Here is a 16,038-nt window from a genome sequence, read left to right as displayed (position 1 = left end):
AGGCGAAAGCCGAGGAGGCTCCCCGACCGCCCGCGGAAAGCGAGTGCCTGGAGTGGAAATCAACGTCCAAATTGTACAAGCCATAAAAATAGACAAACTCGATTTTCATCGAGTTTGTCTACAGTCTTACACCCTCAAATTGAGGGTGTTTTTTTATACTTAAGCAAAAATACAACGAAGGAGCTTAGCTTCAAAAGTAATGATAATATCATAACGGGAACCAATACTGGTACTCTTAGCACAAGAAATCAAAGTCCTGTCGCAAGCACAACGATCTTTCATAGCTTTAAAGTTTCTGTAGCAATAATCGTGTGTCCGGCAGCAAGTATCAAGAGCATTAACTGGAGTACCTGAACCACAGCCAGAACCACACCATTTATATTGAACAGCTGGACTACCTAATTTACAACAGCCACCATCAAAGCAAGATAGAATGCTGCTGTTAGGTTGGTAATCTCCCTGTGTTTCCATGACTGGCAATTCTAATTCTAAACCATCATCTGGATTGTTAGCTTCAACTTCTTTTTTCCATCTGCAAATCCTACGATATGTTTTCTTGATACGCCATTTTCATCATTTTGTAAAAATACGATATCGACTGTTGTGCGTCCTTGGCCATCAACAGATTTAGTATCAACAATTGTTGCATATGCAGAAATGCTTAATTTTACAAAAGTAACATTTTGCGTAATCGTATGCCCTACTTCTTTTTTATTATCTTCTTGCTCTGCAAAATATTTACGAGTATAGTTTTTAGTTTGTAATTTGAAATGATCATTAATTTTAACGTTGTCACCAACATATTCAAATGCGGCTTTAATATTTTCTTGTTTTAATAAGTTTTCTAACGCACTCATATTAGCATCTGTAAAGTCATTTTGTTTAGTTGAATAATACATTACAAATCCATCTCCCTTTTATAAGTTTCATTAACAACACTTTCCGGTATATTTAATCGATCCGTCAGGCATAACAATTACTTCTTTTGAACACTTTGAATTTAACCCCGAACAACACCAAGTTTCTTTCCCTTGACATCCTTGCTGGCCCGTTGGTTTAATTTCATTTTCGTTATCTACAGCCATATTTTGTCACTCCCTTCACTTATTTTCGGTAAGGGCTTTTTGTTTCGCTAATGCCCTTTCACACAAAGAAGTGGGTTAGATCGTTAACAAGTAAATCAAAACAAAAATAAAAAAAAAGAGTTTATAAAAATCTTATTTCCTTCGCTTTAAAGAGTAATAAAAAAGAAAAGAGGTGATTCATTTGAATCCGAAAGATAAACTAACTGTTATTCAAAGATCCCCTTCAATTGAAAAAGGGAAAATACTATTTAACCAAGCATACACAGAAGAAAAAGCCTTATCATCAGAAATCATAAGTAAGTTTTTACTTGGCAAAAAAGTTATTTGATTTCGGAACTCAATCTTTTTGTAGGATTTTTAAAGAAAAAAATGACCTAACCAGATAATTTGCGACGAACTTGAACTCTTAAGTAGAGGGGCTGTCCTAAAAGTCAGGAAAATGACTTTTAGAAGCAATCCCCCTTTTATAAAATTTATGCACAAAAATATCGCCCTTAAAATGAAGTTACCAAACACCATTTACGAAAGGACGATTTTTATGAGCAATCCAAAGATTTCTTCAGAAAATTATATATTCCTGTCGTGAAATCACCAGGTGCATTTTAATCTAATTACGAAGAACTAAAAGCGAAAGCAAAAGTGAACCTTTGGTCTGAATCAAATGCATAAATTTACGCTCGACGAAAAATCGAGGTAGAGAGTGTTTTTTGGCCATACCAAGGGCAATCGGTCGTTCCGTCGCTTTTCGCTTCGGGGTTTAACGAAAGTTCAAACGTAGCCATGGCCCATATTCTAGCCGGCTTTTGCTAACTACCTTCAGGAAAATTATAAAAATAGAAAAACAGGTGAAGAAAAACGAATTGTTTTTCTTCACCTGTTTTATTTTAGGAACTTATAAGACAGCTTCATTTTTATTGTTGCAATCCAAAGGCGGCAAATGTCTTTTCGTCTTCAATTAATCCGCAAGCAGCACATTGGACCCGAACTTCAGGACCATTATATGCTAGATGGAACGGCTGAAGGGAATCGTTCGAATATTGTTCAACAATCTCACCGGATTGCGGATCCTTTTTAACGGGAGTTGCTACTTGCTGAATGAGATTGAAGCGAGATTTATTTGTCCGGCAATTCGGACAGCGGTATACTTGAGAAATTGTACTCACTCCTTTTTTGAATTTTTAAAAGCGTAATCGTATTATTAAGGTAGTCTTTACAAACTTGATTATTAATATGTAAAAATTAGTAATGGATGGAAGGGATAATATGAAAGAAAATGTCAGGCAAGAAGAATTATTGGAGGCTTATTTAAGTATATGGAATAATCGTAAGGTGACGGATGGAGGTGGAAGGGAAGTGTTATCGGAACTCATCCGCCGTGAGCTATTGGATGAAAATTCACATCCCCGTGCCCGGAAACCAGTACTGGAGAAGTTTTATCTCTGTATTAAACGCGTGATGGAATCTTCGCTTTCGGAAGAAATGAAAAATGCGATCGTCATGGCCTATATCACTGAATTGGAAAGATTATGATTTCCGGTTGTGATATGGATGCTTGTTAGCAAATATTCTTTTCTGCTTCATACTTTTTTCACAAATCATTGTTAAAATCTTATAAAATTAGATATTTAATGAATAAGGAGCTTAAAATATGAGGTGGGGCATTGGGCTTTTTCTTGCCATCGTACTGCTTACCGGGTGTAATAGCGGTAATGCATTTACTAAAATCAATAAAAGTGAATCTTTCCTGGCGACTATCAATATCAAGGATACCTCACTGACTTTCATAGATGAAAACTATCATCCATTTGCAAAATGGGATATTTCAGAACCATTTACCGGAGCCCTGCTCCTGGCAGACAAAGATACTATCCTGCTTTATGGAAAAGAGATGGAGAAAGTCCAAGTGTACTCTTTATCAGCAGGAAAACTGATAAACAGTTGGAAAATTGGGAAAGGGATCGTCAATATGCAGTTGTTGCGTGATGGAAAAAGCATCGTGGCGGTCAATCAATCGAATCACTCCATTCATTTTTTTAATGCTGAGGGGGAGGAACAAGATATTGTAAAGGTTGGTAAAAGCCCCTTGACCGTCCTTCAAGGAGAGGAAGCCAATCGTTTGTATGTTATTAATTTTGGTGATACCAAATGTTCAGTGATAAATCTTGAAACGAAAAAGGTCGATTTCGAATTTCCCGTACATAGTTCGAGCACAGGCTCATTATTAAGGGAAGAAAAGGATGAAATATGGATCGGAGGACACGGGGATGGGGACCAAGTCGAAGAAGATCTATATATTTATTCGGCAAAAACGGGAGAGTTGAAGAAAAAGCTGAAGGCCCCCACCATGCCGATAAAGTTCCTGGAGAATGCTGAAGGCATATTTGTCCTTAGTCACGGTACAAGCTCCTTATATAAATTGAATGATCGATATGAGGTAGTGAAAAACAAAGTGGTCGGCGTCAACCCCTTTGAAATGGCGAACTTTAACGAAGATGTGGTCGTGGCGGGATATGATAGTGATGAAGTGTATGTAATGGATGCTGAAACAGTCGATGTTAAAAAAACGATCAAAGTCGGCGAAGGTCCGTTCCAATTGATGTTGAGGGAGTAGATGACATGCATGTTTACACCATTTTAGTCGTGGATGATGAAGAAGATATGCGAAATCTAGTTGAAATGTATTTGCTGAACTCAGGTTATCGATGCCTTCAAGCTGCGAATGGAAAAGAAGCTATTAGTATGGTTGAAACAGAGGAAGTGGATTTAATCTTATTGGATATCATGATGCCAGGTATGGACGGTTTCTCCGTTTGTGAAGAAATTCGTGAAAATTGGGAGATCCCTGTGATATTTGTCAGTGCGAAAGGTGAAGAATGGGATAAGGTGAAAGGGCTGAAGCTTGGCGGCGACGATTATATCGTCAAACCGTTCAATCCAGGAGAATTGGTCGCAAGGGTCGAAGCGGTATTGCGAAGGACCGGGAAATCATCATTGAATGAAGAGAATCAAAACCATGTCCGGTTCGGTAAAATTAGCTTGAACTTACAATCCAGAACGGTTTCGGTGGAAGGGAAGCCAATCAATTTAACCTTGAAAGAATTCGAATTGCTCTTATTCCTCATGCGTCATAAAAGCCAGGCACTCAGCCGTGAACAACTGCTTGAACATGTATGGAGCGGGGAGTATGGAGGATCTTTACGTACCGTGGATACCCATATCAAAACGTTGCGAATGAAATTAAGAGCGGCCGATTACATTCAAACCGTCTGGGGAATCGGTTATAAGATAGAGGAAAAGAAATGATCAATAAATGGCGAACCCTCTCTTTTAAATTATGGCTTACCATCATCACCGCCATCATCCTATCCGTGGTGTTCGCTTACTCCCTTTCTCAATATTATTATAAAAATCTATATGTGGAGAAGCTTAAAACAGATTTAGTCAATGAAGCGTCATTGCTAGGGGCGGATTATTCCGGCGGTGAAATCAGCGAAGACTTCAAGGAAAAAGTTGAATGGTTTAACAGTAAGAATGACAGCGAGGTTTTTGTCGTCAACAATCCCAGGGAATTGAGTGCCTGTCTGCCTTTTGAAATCAATTATGACACCCTTATTTCTGAAGAAGAACGGCAAATGCTTTTAGATGGGAAAGCTGTTGAAAAAGAGGGATATGAGAAAAGGTTTGAAAAGAACATCGTAGCGGCGATCATACCCCTGATTGACGAAGATCGCCTCGAAGGTATCATCTATACATATATTCCTGTAGATTCCATTACGGTCTTATTTAAGGAATTTGCCGCAAAATGGATGGCGGCGGTTCTATTATTTTTGATTGTCGCGATTTTGTTTACTACGAAATGGTTGAAGAAGCTAGTCAGTCCAATTAAGGAAATTGAGACTGCAGCCCATCGTGTCTCAGAGGGGAATTATGACATACAGGTCGAGGTAAGGAGTCATGATGAAATAGGTAAACTGGCAATAGCCTTTAATGATATGGCCAATTCCATCCATTTGGAGGAAGAAAGAAAAAAAGAATTTCTAGAAAATGTTGCACATGAGCTCAGAACCCCGCTTAGTTACGTAAAGGGCTACACGCAGGCTATATTGGATGGTGTCGTGAAAAATGATGAAGAGCAACGGAAATACCTACTACTCATTTCAAGGGAGGCTCTTAGGCTGCAGCGGCTTGTGGGAGATCTGATGGACTTATCAAAAATGGATAGTGATCCATTCATGTTAAATAAAACCCCGATTGCCTATGCGCAGTTCATTGAAGACGTACTTGTGAAATATGAACCGATAATAAAGGAAAAGCAATTGGGCTTGCAGCTAGATCTGGATCCAGACCCGATTATTTTTGGGGATGAAGGAAGGATGGAACAGATCCTACATAACATTTTTGATAATGCCATTCAGTACACGGATACTGGAGGGTCCATCCATATTACCCTAATTCAGCATAAAGATGATTGCGAACTGCTGGTTACTGACACGGGTAACGGGATTCCGGAAGCGGATCTGCCATATATCATGAATCGTTTTTACCGAGTGAACAAAGCACGCAGCCGTTTTGATGGCGGGTCAGGGCTTGGACTGTCCATTGTCAAAAAATTGGTGGAATTACAAAATGGTAAAATCGAAATAGAAAGCAAGGAAAAAAGGGGAACGAAAGTCAGGGTCATCCTACCGATTATAAAAGAAGAATGGAATTCATAAAAAGGGGATACGTTCAAAAATGAAAAAAATCATGTTATTTTGCATGGCGTTAATTTTCTTGGCTGGATGCGGCAAGGAAGAGGAAATTCCGAAAATGTTAAATGTCGATTTAGCTGTCGATCCAATTCAGGGTAAAGTGAATGAGCCTGTGAAATTTCAGGCAAAAGTGACCTATGGGGATGAAGTCGTGAAAGATGCGGATGATGTCAGTTTTGAAATTTGGCTTGCGAATAGCGATGACCATGACAAGATCGCGGTAAAACATAAAGGGAACGGCATATATGAATTGGAAAAGACTTTTGATGAAGAAGGAACCTATTATGTATATGCACATGTAACGGCAAGGGATATGCACAACATGCCTAAGAAAGAATTCGTCATAGGCAAACCAAGCACTCCCGAACAAAATGGCGGAAAAACGGAAATGGACGAGATAAATGATGAAGTAATGAAATGATGAAGGTACCATCCAAATCAAAACAATCCGGGTTTAAATCCGGATTGTTTTTTTATTTGGAAAAATGTTCAAGACAATAGGGGAGAAATGATAAAAATGACGAAATGTCGAAGTTAAACCGAAAAATTTGTAACATAACAGTAAAGAAAGTCATAATAAGTTGGTTGAAAACGATATGTCAATTAAAATTTATTAGTATTCCATGGAAATAGTACTATGTAACTACCATTGACAAGGAATATCTGGAAAAATATAAGTATTTATACTACTGGCAGAAACATAGATAGGTAAAGCATTTTTGCACGATTTCTCTGAAACTTGGATCATAAATATATATTCATTCGCATCCTGTGAATTTGATGGAAATTGATGGAGCCTTTATTACAAAAAATGCATGTTATGATAATTCCAGAAGCAAAGCACAACAAAAAATGAACATCACAGGAGGAAATACGAATGAAAAAGAAAATGATTATGTCGGCAGCAGCGGCTGCAGCTATTATATTCACAGGAGTAGGAGCTAACCAAGCTGAAGCAGCCAACTGTGATACTACAGTGAAACAAGTAACTTATAAATCTACGAATAAAGAGGATATGCAAAAAGTCCTTAACCAATATCTAGCTAAATACAATATCACTTTACCTGCAGCGCAGGCACAACAAAAACCAGTTCAAAAACCGGTTCAAAAACCAGTTCAAAAACCAGTTCAAAAAACAGTTCAGCAAGAAACTGGAACAAATAACCAAGCAAAACCTGCAGCAAAACCTGCAGCAAAGCCTGCTGCACCAGAAGTAACACCTGATAAATCAACTGATAAAAAACCAGAGACAAGCTCTGAATTAAGTGCTTTTGAACAAGAAGTTGTTCAATTAACTAATGCAGAACGTGAAAAACAAGGTTTGGCAGCTCTTAAAATCGACACTGAGTTGAGCAAAGTTGCACGTATCAAGTCTCAAGACATGAAAGATAAAAACTACTTTGACCACAATAGCCCAACATACGGCTCACCTTTCGATATGATGAAACAATTCGGAATCAGCTATAAAACAGCTGGCGAAAACATCGCACAAGGGCAACAAACACCTGAAGAAGTTGTACAAGCTTGGATGGATAGCCCAGGACACCGTGAAAACATCATGAATTCTAGCTTTACTCATATTGGAGTAGGTTACGTAGAATCTGGTAACTACTGGACTCAACAATTCATCGGAAAATAATAGATTAATAGAAAAGTGCATCCCGTTAACATGGGGTGCGCTTTTTTTTGCGAGAATGGATCATTCCATGGAATAAAAGGTTTACTATAATATACCCAAATCTAAAAAAGATTGGACCAAGAAATAACTGGAACCGCACCTTATCATCAGTGAGGTCCCAGATAAGCAACTTAAATCTCGGATACGTCGATTTCTGAATACTGGGTATTGAAACTTTTCTGAAGACGTATTTCCAATGTTGATTCTTTATATTGGGCTGATGCCCCTTTTTTCTTAACAAGTGCGGGGAGTGTTATGACATGCCGATCTGACTCTTCAGGAATCCCCTCGATGATGGATTGGTTAGAAGTATGGTAAAGTTTCATTTTCTTTAACCAAGATTCATCTTCTATGGGAATTCTTACAAAGACATATAAGTGGGTTTCAAATACATCGGCATGTAAAGGATGTTCAGATCTGGCATTTTCTTTTTGAAAGCCGCCATCATTTTGGTTCATCATACCTTGCATATTGTCAGGGATGACTTGTGAAAATACTTTTTCAATGAATGATTGTACATCACTTTGCTGCATATTTTTCATGAAGTCCTTTTGGTTCGGGTTATTCTTAAAAGAAAAAAGTGAATTCCAGGGAAACATTTTGAATTCCTCTCTCCTGCTTATGGTCTGACAGGTTTATTTGTTATATTTTATGCAGCTAAAGCCCATAGGTTCTTTTATATAATTACTAAATTATAGAAAATGGAATAAACTTATGTATAATTAAGTAAAATCCATTTGATAAAGAGGGTAAGCCTGTGGATGAAAAAGTAGCTTTTATTACTGGCGGGGCAACGGGAATCGGCAAAAGGATGGCACTTTCACTCGCGGATAATGGAATGTCCATTATCATTACTTATCGAAATAGTAAAAAGGCAGCTTTAGCATTAGTGGATGAATTACAGGAAAAGTACCATGTTAAGGCAATTGCGATTCAAGGTGACTCGTCAAATGAGGAAGATTGCCGGAATATTTTGCAAAAGATTTCGGAGGCATTTGGCCATGTTGATATCTTTATTCATAACGCAGGGCCGTATATGCATGATCGTAAACCCATGACTGAATATGGCAGTGATGAATGGACGTACATCTTGGACGGAAATTTAAATGGTTTTTTCTATTTTGCGAAGGAACTTATTCCACAAATGCGCAGTAGAAATTGGGGTAGAGTCATTACATTAGGGTTTGAACGGTGTGAAACTGCACCAGGTTGGATCTATCGTTCTGCTTTTGCCGCTGCAAAGAGCGGCTTGACCTCCTTGACAAGAACTTTAGCTGCCGAAGAAGCTACACATGGCATCACCGTGAATATGGTCTGTCCTGGTGATATCGTAGGTGATTGGAAAGAGGAGGAAATTAGGGTCGCCAGAGCAGAAAGGGATGATACGGTTCCAGTCGGGAGACCGGGTACAGGAGAAGATATAGCGAGGGTCATCACGTTCCTTTGTGATGAAAAATCAGATTTCATTACCGGCAGCATCATACCGGTAACTGGCGGTAAGGATGTTCTAGGGAAAATATATAAAGCCTAGTGGTTTAGGGTTTGAATTCAGAATGAAAAAGGGTGAGGCCGGTGTAATCCAGCCCCACTCTTTTTTTACGCCATTTTTTTATATTTTACTTGCTGTATGAACCGTAAGCGAGCCGCCAAGCCTATAGCTCCGAGAGCCAAGCCGGAAATTAAGCCGATCCAATACCCAAAGGCTCCCATATCCGTATACTTTGCAAAGAAATAGCCAATGGGAAGCCCGAGAATCCAGTAGGAGACCAGTGACATCGCAAATGTGACATTAACATCTTTATATCCACGCAAAATACCCTGAATAGGTGCCTGCAGGGCATCCGATATCTGAAAGAAGATGGCATATATTAAAAAATGTGATGTCAGCATCATTACCTCATGATCCTTAGTGTATAAAGAGGCCACAGGTTCGCGGAAGAGGAATAAGATGGTCGATAAAACAAGCGACATCGTCAATGCCATCGAAATGCCAATCCAGCTATACTCTTTGGCATCTTTATAACGGGCTGCCCCAATTTCAAATCCAATGACGATCGTCAATGCCATGGATATACTTAGGGGTATCATATAAAGCAGTGAGGCAAAATTCATGGCAATCTGATGCGATGCAATTGTCACGGTATCATACTTACTCATCAAAAGGGTGACGGCCGAGAAAATGCTTGTTTCAAAAAAGATGGCAAGCCCGATGGGTACCCCAATCAATAATAAGGCCCTCCATTCTTTCCAGGAAACCCGGAAAAATTCATTGAAAACCTTATATGTCGAAAATGGGTTGATTTTTATCACAACAAGGATGGCCACCAGGGCAATTAACCAATACGTAATGGCAGTGGCGTACCCGGAACCGACACCGCCAAGTTCAGGGAATCCGAACTTCCCATATATTAACAGGTAATTAAAAAGGACGTTTACCGGGAGTGCACATAAGGTGATGATCATGGAAATCCTAGTCTGCCCCAGAGCATCGATGAATGCCCTCAACGCATTATAAATGAATAAAGGAATGATACCGAGTGAAAGGGCGATCAAATAATCATGAGCCACCATGTGAACACTATCTTCAAGGTCCATGGCATTCAATACGGGGTTCAAAGAAAACGCTCCAATGATTAAAATGAACAAGGCTAAAGCTACAGCTAAATAAATGGCCTGCATCACGGAATAGGAAACGGATTTAGACTGTCTGGAACCTACCAACTGTGAAACCACCGGCGTTAAGGCAATCAATATCCCGCTCAGCCCTGTGTACACGGGTGTCCATAGCGAACTGCCGATGGAGACGCCAGCAACGTCCTGAGTGCTGTATTGGCCCGACATCATCACATCGAAAAAAGTCATGGCATACATACTGATTTGGGTGATCAGGATAGGTATCAAAATATAGAATAACAGGCGGATCTTTTGTGATTTAGTATAAGTCTGATTCATCAAAGTACCTCAATATCAATATTTGGAATTTTCAACACAATGAAAGAATTATATCACACAAGCATGTGATGTTTTAAGAGTTTTTATTTGAAGCTAAAAAAGACTTGCCGTTATAGGCAAGTCTCAGTTTGTAGACAAAAGGGGTTCGGAATTAAAAAATTCCAAACCCCTTTTGAAGTTCCCTTTGAATTTTCGCTTATTTAAGTTAATAAGGCAGAGCAAGTATACGTGGATTCCACACATGTGAAAGCCAGTGCGATATGGTTTCCATGATAAAGTGCCTCATATCTCAATGTTCGGGGAAAATTAAACGACGCTTTAAAGATACAGACTTGTTTGAACAGATTTCTATCGTATCTTAATGACAGCTGCTGAGCAAAAGAACCAACTGTAAGTCATATTTGTTTCAACCTTCTTTCAATTGTTTTACGCATGAACGAATACTGAAGGTATATTGAATGAAGGTCAGTTTAACATATTTAGCTGGATCAATACTTGGGCGTCCTACCTCTGAATACATATCTTCACTAAATCTAAATGAAAGAGAAGTCAATGGCAGCTTCCATTTTACAAACCAAATGGTTTGCTGGACCAGTTGATCTAAAGTAATCATTTCAAGTTGATCTCGCTGAATAGAATCATGTTTATAAAGCATCCTCATCACCTCAAGTTTTAATTAGTCTATTTTAAAACAATAAAGACTTTAGGCAAAAGGGTTCTATCTAAAAGTTAAAACAAAGTTGATTGGAATGGAAGGTGCGAGACTCCTGCGGGAAAAGCGCGTCCAGGGGAGACCCCACAGGCGCAAGGGCGCCGAGGAGGCTCCCGGACCGCCCGCGGAAAGCGAGTGCCTGGAGTGGAAATCAACGTCAAAATTTGTACAAGCCATAAAAAAATGTAGACAACCTCGATTTTCATCGAGGTTGTCTACAGTCTGAGACTTGCCGTTTTAGGCAAGTCTTTTTGTCAGTCGCGCATGGATTCAAAATCATTCATGGCTTCCATATTTGATTCTTTTTGAAGAATGAAAGCCTGGGAAGGGATGGCGATTTGTACATCTTCCTGTTCCAATATCTCCATTATTTTAAAGTTCACATCTTCTTTGATTGATAGATATCCTCCAAAGTCCGTCGCTTTCGTAAAGAAATAAAGGTAAAGGTTGAAACCGGAATGACTGAACTCATCAAATTTAACCAAAATCGTTTCCGGATGTACTTCTGGATGATCAATGAGCATTTTTTCTATGTCTTTAATGACATTTTCCAATTTTTCTTTTGGTGTCGTGACATTCACACCCAAATGGAAGGCAATCTGTCTTTTGCCCATCTTGGACCAGTTGATGATCGGTTCATTCGAAAGGGTCGCATTTGGGACTGTAACTAAAGCTTGGGCAAAAGTCCGAACTTTGGTGCTTCGGAATGTGATGTCTTCAATGGTTCCCTCCACACTTGGAGTTTTGACCCAATCTCCTATGGTAAAAGGTTTTTCGGTAACGATGACGATACCCCCAAAGAAATTGCTGACCGTATCTTTAGCGGCAAGAGCGAAAGCCAAACCACCCAAACCAAGCCCTGCAACAAATCCATCGACATTAAATCCCCATTCTTCCGCAATGATGGAGGCACCAAAAGCAATGATGATTAATTTTATGATTTTCGTAAAGAACGGCATGACGATTTGATCTACTTCAAGTCCGAATTTACTTACCAATTTCGGAAATAGAATGGTTAAGATCGAACTGATATTGAAAATCGTCCAAATTATTAAGAAGACAAAAAATGATCTGTATATTTTTGATCTTAATTCAAGCGAAGGTGAGTCAATCGGAAAATAGTGCAGTGATATAACAACACCAATCAAAACGATAAGCCATCTTACCGGCTGTTCTAAAGCGAGCATTAAGTTGGCGGCAAATTCTACTTTGCGTTTTTCTGCAATTCGTAGAAAGAACTTGAATATATATGTAGTAAATACTTTTCGAAGCAAAAGGAATATTAGAAAAATGCCTATTGAAATTCCTAATTTGGTCCAGGCTTCGATTCCATCAAATTGATCGAGTGATTCAGAAACTTCTTGCAATGTATTACTCCTCCAATGTATCTTGTAGTATTGTAGAATACTAAGATTATAATATATTCATGCTGAAAAAGGAAAAATAATCGATGATTACATTCATCATGATGATTTTACGGTTCACTGAATACTTTTTCAAGTTATTAATGGCATGGATATATGGTAATATGGATGCAAAGTGATTTTTTAAGTTTGGAAGGTGGAAATATTGACTAAGAAAATAGTATTTACCGGAGGCGGTTCAGCCGGTCATGTATCAGTTAATGCAGCAATCATCCCGGAATTTTTAAAGCATGATTGGGATGTTACTTATATTGGTTCAAAAAAAGGCATTGAAAAAAATATCATCGAAACGGAATTTCCCGAGGTCCGTTATGAAACGATTTCCGTTGGGAAATTCCGACGTTATCTATCTGTTGAAAATATGAAAGACCCTTTCAGGGTCATTAAAGGGATTTTTGATGCACGAAAAATTTTAAAAAAGACCAAGCCGGATTTCATTTTTTCTAAAGGTGGATTCGTTTCGGTTCCAGTCGTTTTGGCAGGCAGGATGCTGAGAATACCGATTGCGATACATGAATCGGATTATACGCCTGGTCTGGCTAATAAAATTGCCATGCCACTTGCATCGAAAATTTTCACTACCTTCCAGGAAACGGAAAAAGATCTTCCGAAAGAGAAGGCCATGTATCTTGGCGCTGTATTGCGCGATGGTATTTTTACGGGAAATGCTTCTGCTGGAAAGGCATTTTGTGGATTTACGAATAACAAACCGGTGTTGCTCGTTATGGGCGGCAGCCTTGGGGCCGTTAAAATCAATAATTTGATTACAGATAACCTTGATGCCTTATTAAAGGATTACCAGATTATTCACATTTGCGGGAAGGGAAATGTAAAAACGGAATTGAAGCAAAGGGGATATGCTCCCTTTGAATTCGTACATGAAGAATTATTCGATCTATTGGCGGCTACCGATGTCGTGGTGTCAAGGGCAGGTTCAAATTCAATCTTTGAATTCCTTGGTTTGCAAAAGCCGATGTTGCTTATCCCTCTAAGTGCCAATGCATCCCGTGGAGATCAAATCCTGAATGCGTCAAGCTTTGAAAAACAGGGTTTTTGCAAAGTCATTCAAGAAGAAGAGCTAAATGACCGGATTTTTAATGCTACATTAGCGGATTTAGTGAAACAATCGGATGAATATCAGGAGAAAATGCGTCAAAAACGCCCATTCAAAACGGCAGTTGAAATGTATGAATTACTACTTAAAGTAATGGCTGCAAAAAAATAAGTATCATTCCCCTCTATGTAGCATATCTTTTTCGAACAGAGGAGGGGCTAGAATGGCTTATGAATATTCAAAAGGATGGTTCATTCAGCAGCTAAAAGCCGCAGGGATTAGCTATCATCCAATTGAGAAAAAAAAGTTGGAGCTGTATAAAACTTATATTCTAAGGCGTTTATACGACGATCTGCAAAAAAAATAAATCATAAAAAGAACCGCAACGTTGACGTTGCGGTTCTTTTTATAGGAAATTACTTATAAAAGGAAAGAAACAGGAAATAAGGATACCTGCGATGGCCATTGCCGCACCTGCGACAGCTCCGGTAAACTCACTTTCCTGGGCAGCTTGAGCCGTTCCGAGACCATGAGCGATCGTACCATAAGCGATACCACGTGCGAAGGGCATCGTAATGTTTAGTTTATCCATCATTTTTGGAGCGATCATCGTACCCAGCACCCCAGTCAAAATGACGAAGGCTGCTGATATGTTGGAATTTCCGCTATAAAGTTCCGTGATTTCAACTGCGATGGGCACTGTAATGGATTTAACCGCCAATCCTTGGAGTATGAATTGCGGAAGTGAAAATGCTTTAGCGATGGTGATGGCAATGATCAATGTGACCAGAAGACCAAAAATCATGCCGCTAATTGCCGGCATTGCATATTTAACGATTATTTTTCTATTTTTATAAAGTGGTACGGCCAAAGCAACGGTAGCTGGTCCCAGGAAATAGGTGATGATGTCTTTTCCCGGTGAATAATCTTCGAAGTCCAACCCGCTTATCAACAGAACGAGAATGATTGTAACCGTACTGAAAAATACGGGCGTCGTAAACGGTGATGGATGTTTAGCATATATTTTCCTTCCAATGAAATAGGCAAGGATGGTTATCAAGATGCTATAAGTTGTGATGAACGCTGTCATGCTGCTTAACCTCTCCTCTATGGGATAGCTTCTGAACGGTCCAAGCTGAAACGATGAATCCTAAAATCAGGCTGACTCCCAATGTAAGTGCCAATGGCAAACCGAATTCAATGAAAAGCCATCCCATGGTCATTAAACTGATTGAAATGGGAATGAAGAAAAAGGCTAGGTGCTTTACCAAAAATCCTGAAGTAAGTTCAATCCATTCGACTTTTATAACCTTCGTCTGTAATAAACCGAATAACAGAATCATGCCGATGACATTGCCTGGTATTGGTAAATGAAGTAAATTGGCTAAGTAATAGCCGAGCTTGCAAATGATGAGAAGAAAGATAAGCTGCACGATAAAAGCAAATGTTTTTTTCATGATTAAGTCCTTTCAATGACGCTTTGAATAGATTGTTGAATGGGTCAATTGTATTCATTATAAAAAAATATCCCTAAAAAGAATAGGGATTTGCAGCAATCTATCCTAAACATCCTGTGAAAATGGAAAAAGGAGCTTTCCAGGTTTGGAAGCTCCGGCCATTACATTATATGAAAAGATAAACAAAGCCATTTGAAATGTTCTTCGCTTTATGCTTCAAGTAACTGCTGTTCGTCATCGTCATGCTGTCTAAGGATATGAAAGTTGTATAAATCTTTAGGGATTTCATACAAATCGTAGATATCTCCTTCATGATTGATCTGATCATAAAGGGATTTTCTTGTTTCGTTGGCATTGACGGCATAGGGAAGCTTTTCTGCAGCTTTTATAGAGCGGATATTTTTTTTGCGAATGCGCATGAAGACCGTTTCCAAACCGAGCTCGAAAAAAAGCTCTTTAAAGAAAGCGTCTTTTGCAATGGCATTATACCCTTTTCCATGATAAGACTTGCCAAGCCATGTGCCTAAGAAACCTGCACCATTTTCAATATCGTATAAAGAAATACAACCGATGGGATTTTCCCATTCATCCAAGATTGTTCGTGAAATGAGTTGCCCAGCATCTTCGGCTTCGATCGTTTGCTTAGTAATGAAAACATATTCTTCATATGAATCTACTTTATGGCGCACGAAAGGGAAGACATCTGGATGCGTCATTTGTTCATAAAGAGAAAAGCAATCTGTAAAATCTCTCTTTTTTAACATTTCCGTCCCTCCGTTTGAGGGCAGTTCATATGCGTAGTCGCTGCCCACCCTCGAAATTTTTTAAGTCGTTCATCAAAAAATTTCGGGGTGGGAATCGAACCCACTAGAACCGGAAACCGGTGGCGCACCATTTGCCTTCCCTATTTTTATTGTCAGAAATT

At 39.1% G+C, this 16,038-nt stretch carries 20 protein-coding genes and 1 pseudogene; 10 read left to right on the top strand and 11 right to left on the bottom strand.

Annotation, left to right across the window (positions count from 1 at the left end; translation table 11 throughout):
• Positions 1-159: 159 nt before the first annotated feature.
• From Q8G36_RS19030 to Q8G36_RS19020, 3 genes are read right to left on the bottom strand one after another with little or no spacing between them, the layout of a single operon-like run.
• On the bottom strand, positions 160-471 hold the full coding sequence (locus tag Q8G36_RS19030; RefSeq protein ID WP_305161068.1) for a hypothetical protein: 312 nt from the start codon (positions 469-471) through the stop codon (positions 160-162).
• A 17-nt stretch (positions 472-488) separates the two neighbouring features.
• A complete protein-coding gene (locus Q8G36_RS19025; RefSeq protein ID WP_305161067.1) occupies positions 489-899 on the bottom strand; it encodes a hypothetical protein in 411 nt (136 codons plus the stop codon).
• Between the two features lie 30 nt (positions 900-929).
• Positions 930-1,085, bottom strand: coding sequence for a hypothetical protein (locus Q8G36_RS19020; protein WP_305161066.1), 156 nt, complete (start codon positions 1,083-1,085; stop codon positions 930-932).
• A 181-nt stretch (positions 1,086-1,266) separates the two neighbouring features.
• On the opposite strand from Q8G36_RS19020, the gene Q8G36_RS19015 reads away from it, so the two are divergent.
• The gene (locus Q8G36_RS19015) at positions 1,267-1,413 is read left to right on the top strand and encodes a hypothetical protein (RefSeq protein WP_305161065.1); all 147 of its coding nucleotides are present in this window, start codon (positions 1,267-1,269) and stop codon (positions 1,411-1,413) included.
• A gap of 583 nt (positions 1,414-1,996) precedes the next feature.
• Here the strand turns inward: Q8G36_RS19015 and Q8G36_RS19010 are convergent.
• A complete protein-coding gene (locus Q8G36_RS19010; RefSeq protein ID WP_305161091.1) occupies positions 1,997-2,239 on the bottom strand; it encodes a DNA alkylation repair protein in 243 nt (80 codons plus the stop codon).
• 109 nt (positions 2,240-2,348) lie between these two features.
• On the opposite strand from Q8G36_RS19010, the gene Q8G36_RS19005 reads away from it, so the two are divergent.
• The 6 genes from Q8G36_RS19005 (at position 2,349) to Q8G36_RS18980 (ending at position 7,475) form a co-directional block, all read left to right on the top strand.
• Positions 2,349-2,615: a hypothetical protein gene (locus Q8G36_RS19005; protein ID WP_305161064.1), complete on the top strand. Its 267-nt coding sequence runs from the start codon at positions 2,349-2,351 to the stop codon at positions 2,613-2,615.
• Positions 2,616-2,733: 118 nt separating this feature from the next.
• The gene (locus Q8G36_RS19000; protein WP_305161063.1) at positions 2,734-3,696 is read left to right on the top strand and encodes a WD40 repeat domain-containing protein; all 963 of its coding nucleotides are present in this window, start codon (positions 2,734-2,736) and stop codon (positions 3,694-3,696) included.
• A 5-nt stretch (positions 3,697-3,701) separates the two neighbouring features.
• A complete protein-coding gene (locus Q8G36_RS18995) occupies positions 3,702-4,388 on the top strand; it encodes a response regulator transcription factor (protein WP_305161062.1) in 687 nt (228 codons plus the stop codon).
• A complete protein-coding gene (locus Q8G36_RS18990; protein ID WP_305161061.1) occupies positions 4,385-5,800 on the top strand; it encodes a sensor histidine kinase in 1,416 nt (471 codons plus the stop codon). The genes Q8G36_RS18995 and Q8G36_RS18990 overlap by 4 nt, the downstream gene beginning before the upstream one ends.
• A gap of 19 nt (positions 5,801-5,819) precedes the next feature.
• Positions 5,820-6,257, top strand: coding sequence for a FixH family protein (locus Q8G36_RS18985; RefSeq protein ID WP_305161060.1), 438 nt, complete (start codon positions 5,820-5,822; stop codon positions 6,255-6,257).
• 456 nt (positions 6,258-6,713) lie between these two features.
• Positions 6,714-7,475, top strand: a complete 762-nt coding sequence (locus Q8G36_RS18980; protein ID WP_305161059.1) for a CAP domain-containing protein — start codon at positions 6,714-6,716, stop codon at positions 7,473-7,475.
• Between the two features lie 170 nt (positions 7,476-7,645).
• Here Q8G36_RS18980 and Q8G36_RS18975 read toward each other — a convergent pair whose 3' ends face one another.
• Complete coding sequence (locus Q8G36_RS18975) at positions 7,646-8,113, bottom strand: Hsp20/alpha crystallin family protein (RefSeq protein ID WP_305161058.1); 468 nt, start codon at positions 8,111-8,113, stop codon at positions 7,646-7,648.
• A gap of 158 nt (positions 8,114-8,271) precedes the next feature.
• Between Q8G36_RS18975 and Q8G36_RS18970 the strand changes: the two genes are divergently transcribed.
• Entirely contained in the window at positions 8,272-9,045 is a 774-nt protein-coding gene (locus Q8G36_RS18970; RefSeq protein ID WP_305161057.1) for an SDR family oxidoreductase, read from the top strand.
• Between the two features lie 65 nt (positions 9,046-9,110).
• On the opposite strand, the gene Q8G36_RS18965 is transcribed toward Q8G36_RS18970, so the two are convergent.
• From Q8G36_RS18965 to Q8G36_RS18955, 3 genes and pseudogenes are all read right to left on the bottom strand, one after another.
• Positions 9,111-10,466, bottom strand: a complete 1,356-nt coding sequence (locus Q8G36_RS18965; protein ID WP_305161056.1) for an MATE family efflux transporter — start codon at positions 10,464-10,466, stop codon at positions 9,111-9,113.
• A gap of 381 nt (positions 10,467-10,847) precedes the next feature.
• Positions 10,848-11,121, bottom strand: a pseudogene (locus Q8G36_RS18960) (transposase); the annotation flags it as partial.
• 311 nt (positions 11,122-11,432) lie between these two features.
• On the bottom strand, positions 11,433-12,545 hold the full coding sequence (locus Q8G36_RS18955) for a mechanosensitive ion channel family protein (protein WP_305161054.1): 1,113 nt from the start codon (positions 12,543-12,545) through the stop codon (positions 11,433-11,435).
• A gap of 193 nt (positions 12,546-12,738) precedes the next feature.
• Between Q8G36_RS18955 and Q8G36_RS18950 the strand changes: the two genes are divergently transcribed.
• Both Q8G36_RS18950 and Q8G36_RS18945 read left to right on the top strand, forming a co-directional pair.
• Positions 12,739-13,827: an undecaprenyldiphospho-muramoylpentapeptide beta-N-acetylglucosaminyltransferase gene (locus tag Q8G36_RS18950; RefSeq protein WP_305161053.1), complete on the top strand. Its 1,089-nt coding sequence runs from the start codon at positions 12,739-12,741 to the stop codon at positions 13,825-13,827.
• A 52-nt stretch (positions 13,828-13,879) separates the two neighbouring features.
• On the top strand, positions 13,880-14,023 hold the full coding sequence (locus Q8G36_RS18945; RefSeq protein WP_192205140.1) for a DUF2639 domain-containing protein: 144 nt from the start codon (positions 13,880-13,882) through the stop codon (positions 14,021-14,023).
• Positions 14,024-14,062: 39 nt separating this feature from the next.
• On the opposite strand, the gene Q8G36_RS18940 is transcribed toward Q8G36_RS18945, so the two are convergent.
• From Q8G36_RS18940 to Q8G36_RS18930, 3 genes are all read right to left on the bottom strand, one after another.
• The gene (locus Q8G36_RS18940; protein ID WP_305161052.1) at positions 14,063-14,746 is read right to left on the bottom strand and encodes an LrgB family protein; all 684 of its coding nucleotides are present in this window, start codon (positions 14,744-14,746) and stop codon (positions 14,063-14,065) included.
• Entirely contained in the window at positions 14,721-15,113 is a 393-nt protein-coding gene (locus Q8G36_RS18935; RefSeq protein ID WP_305161051.1) for a CidA/LrgA family protein, read from the bottom strand. Before Q8G36_RS18935 ends, Q8G36_RS18940 begins: the two co-directional genes overlap by 26 nt.
• A gap of 209 nt (positions 15,114-15,322) precedes the next feature.
• Positions 15,323-15,877 carry a GNAT family N-acetyltransferase gene (locus Q8G36_RS18930; protein WP_305161050.1) on the bottom strand — a complete coding sequence of 185 codons (555 nt, stop codon included), beginning with the start codon at positions 15,875-15,877 and terminating at the stop codon, positions 15,323-15,325.
• Positions 15,878-16,038: the final 161 nt, after the last annotated feature.

It is taken from the genome of Peribacillus frigoritolerans (assembly GCF_030676415.1).
GTDB classification, from domain to species: Bacteria; Bacillota; Bacilli; order Bacillales; family DSM-1321; genus Peribacillus; species Peribacillus frigoritolerans_A.
Note: the sequence above shows the minus strand (reverse complement) of the source record. Positions and strands in the feature narration are given on the sequence as shown.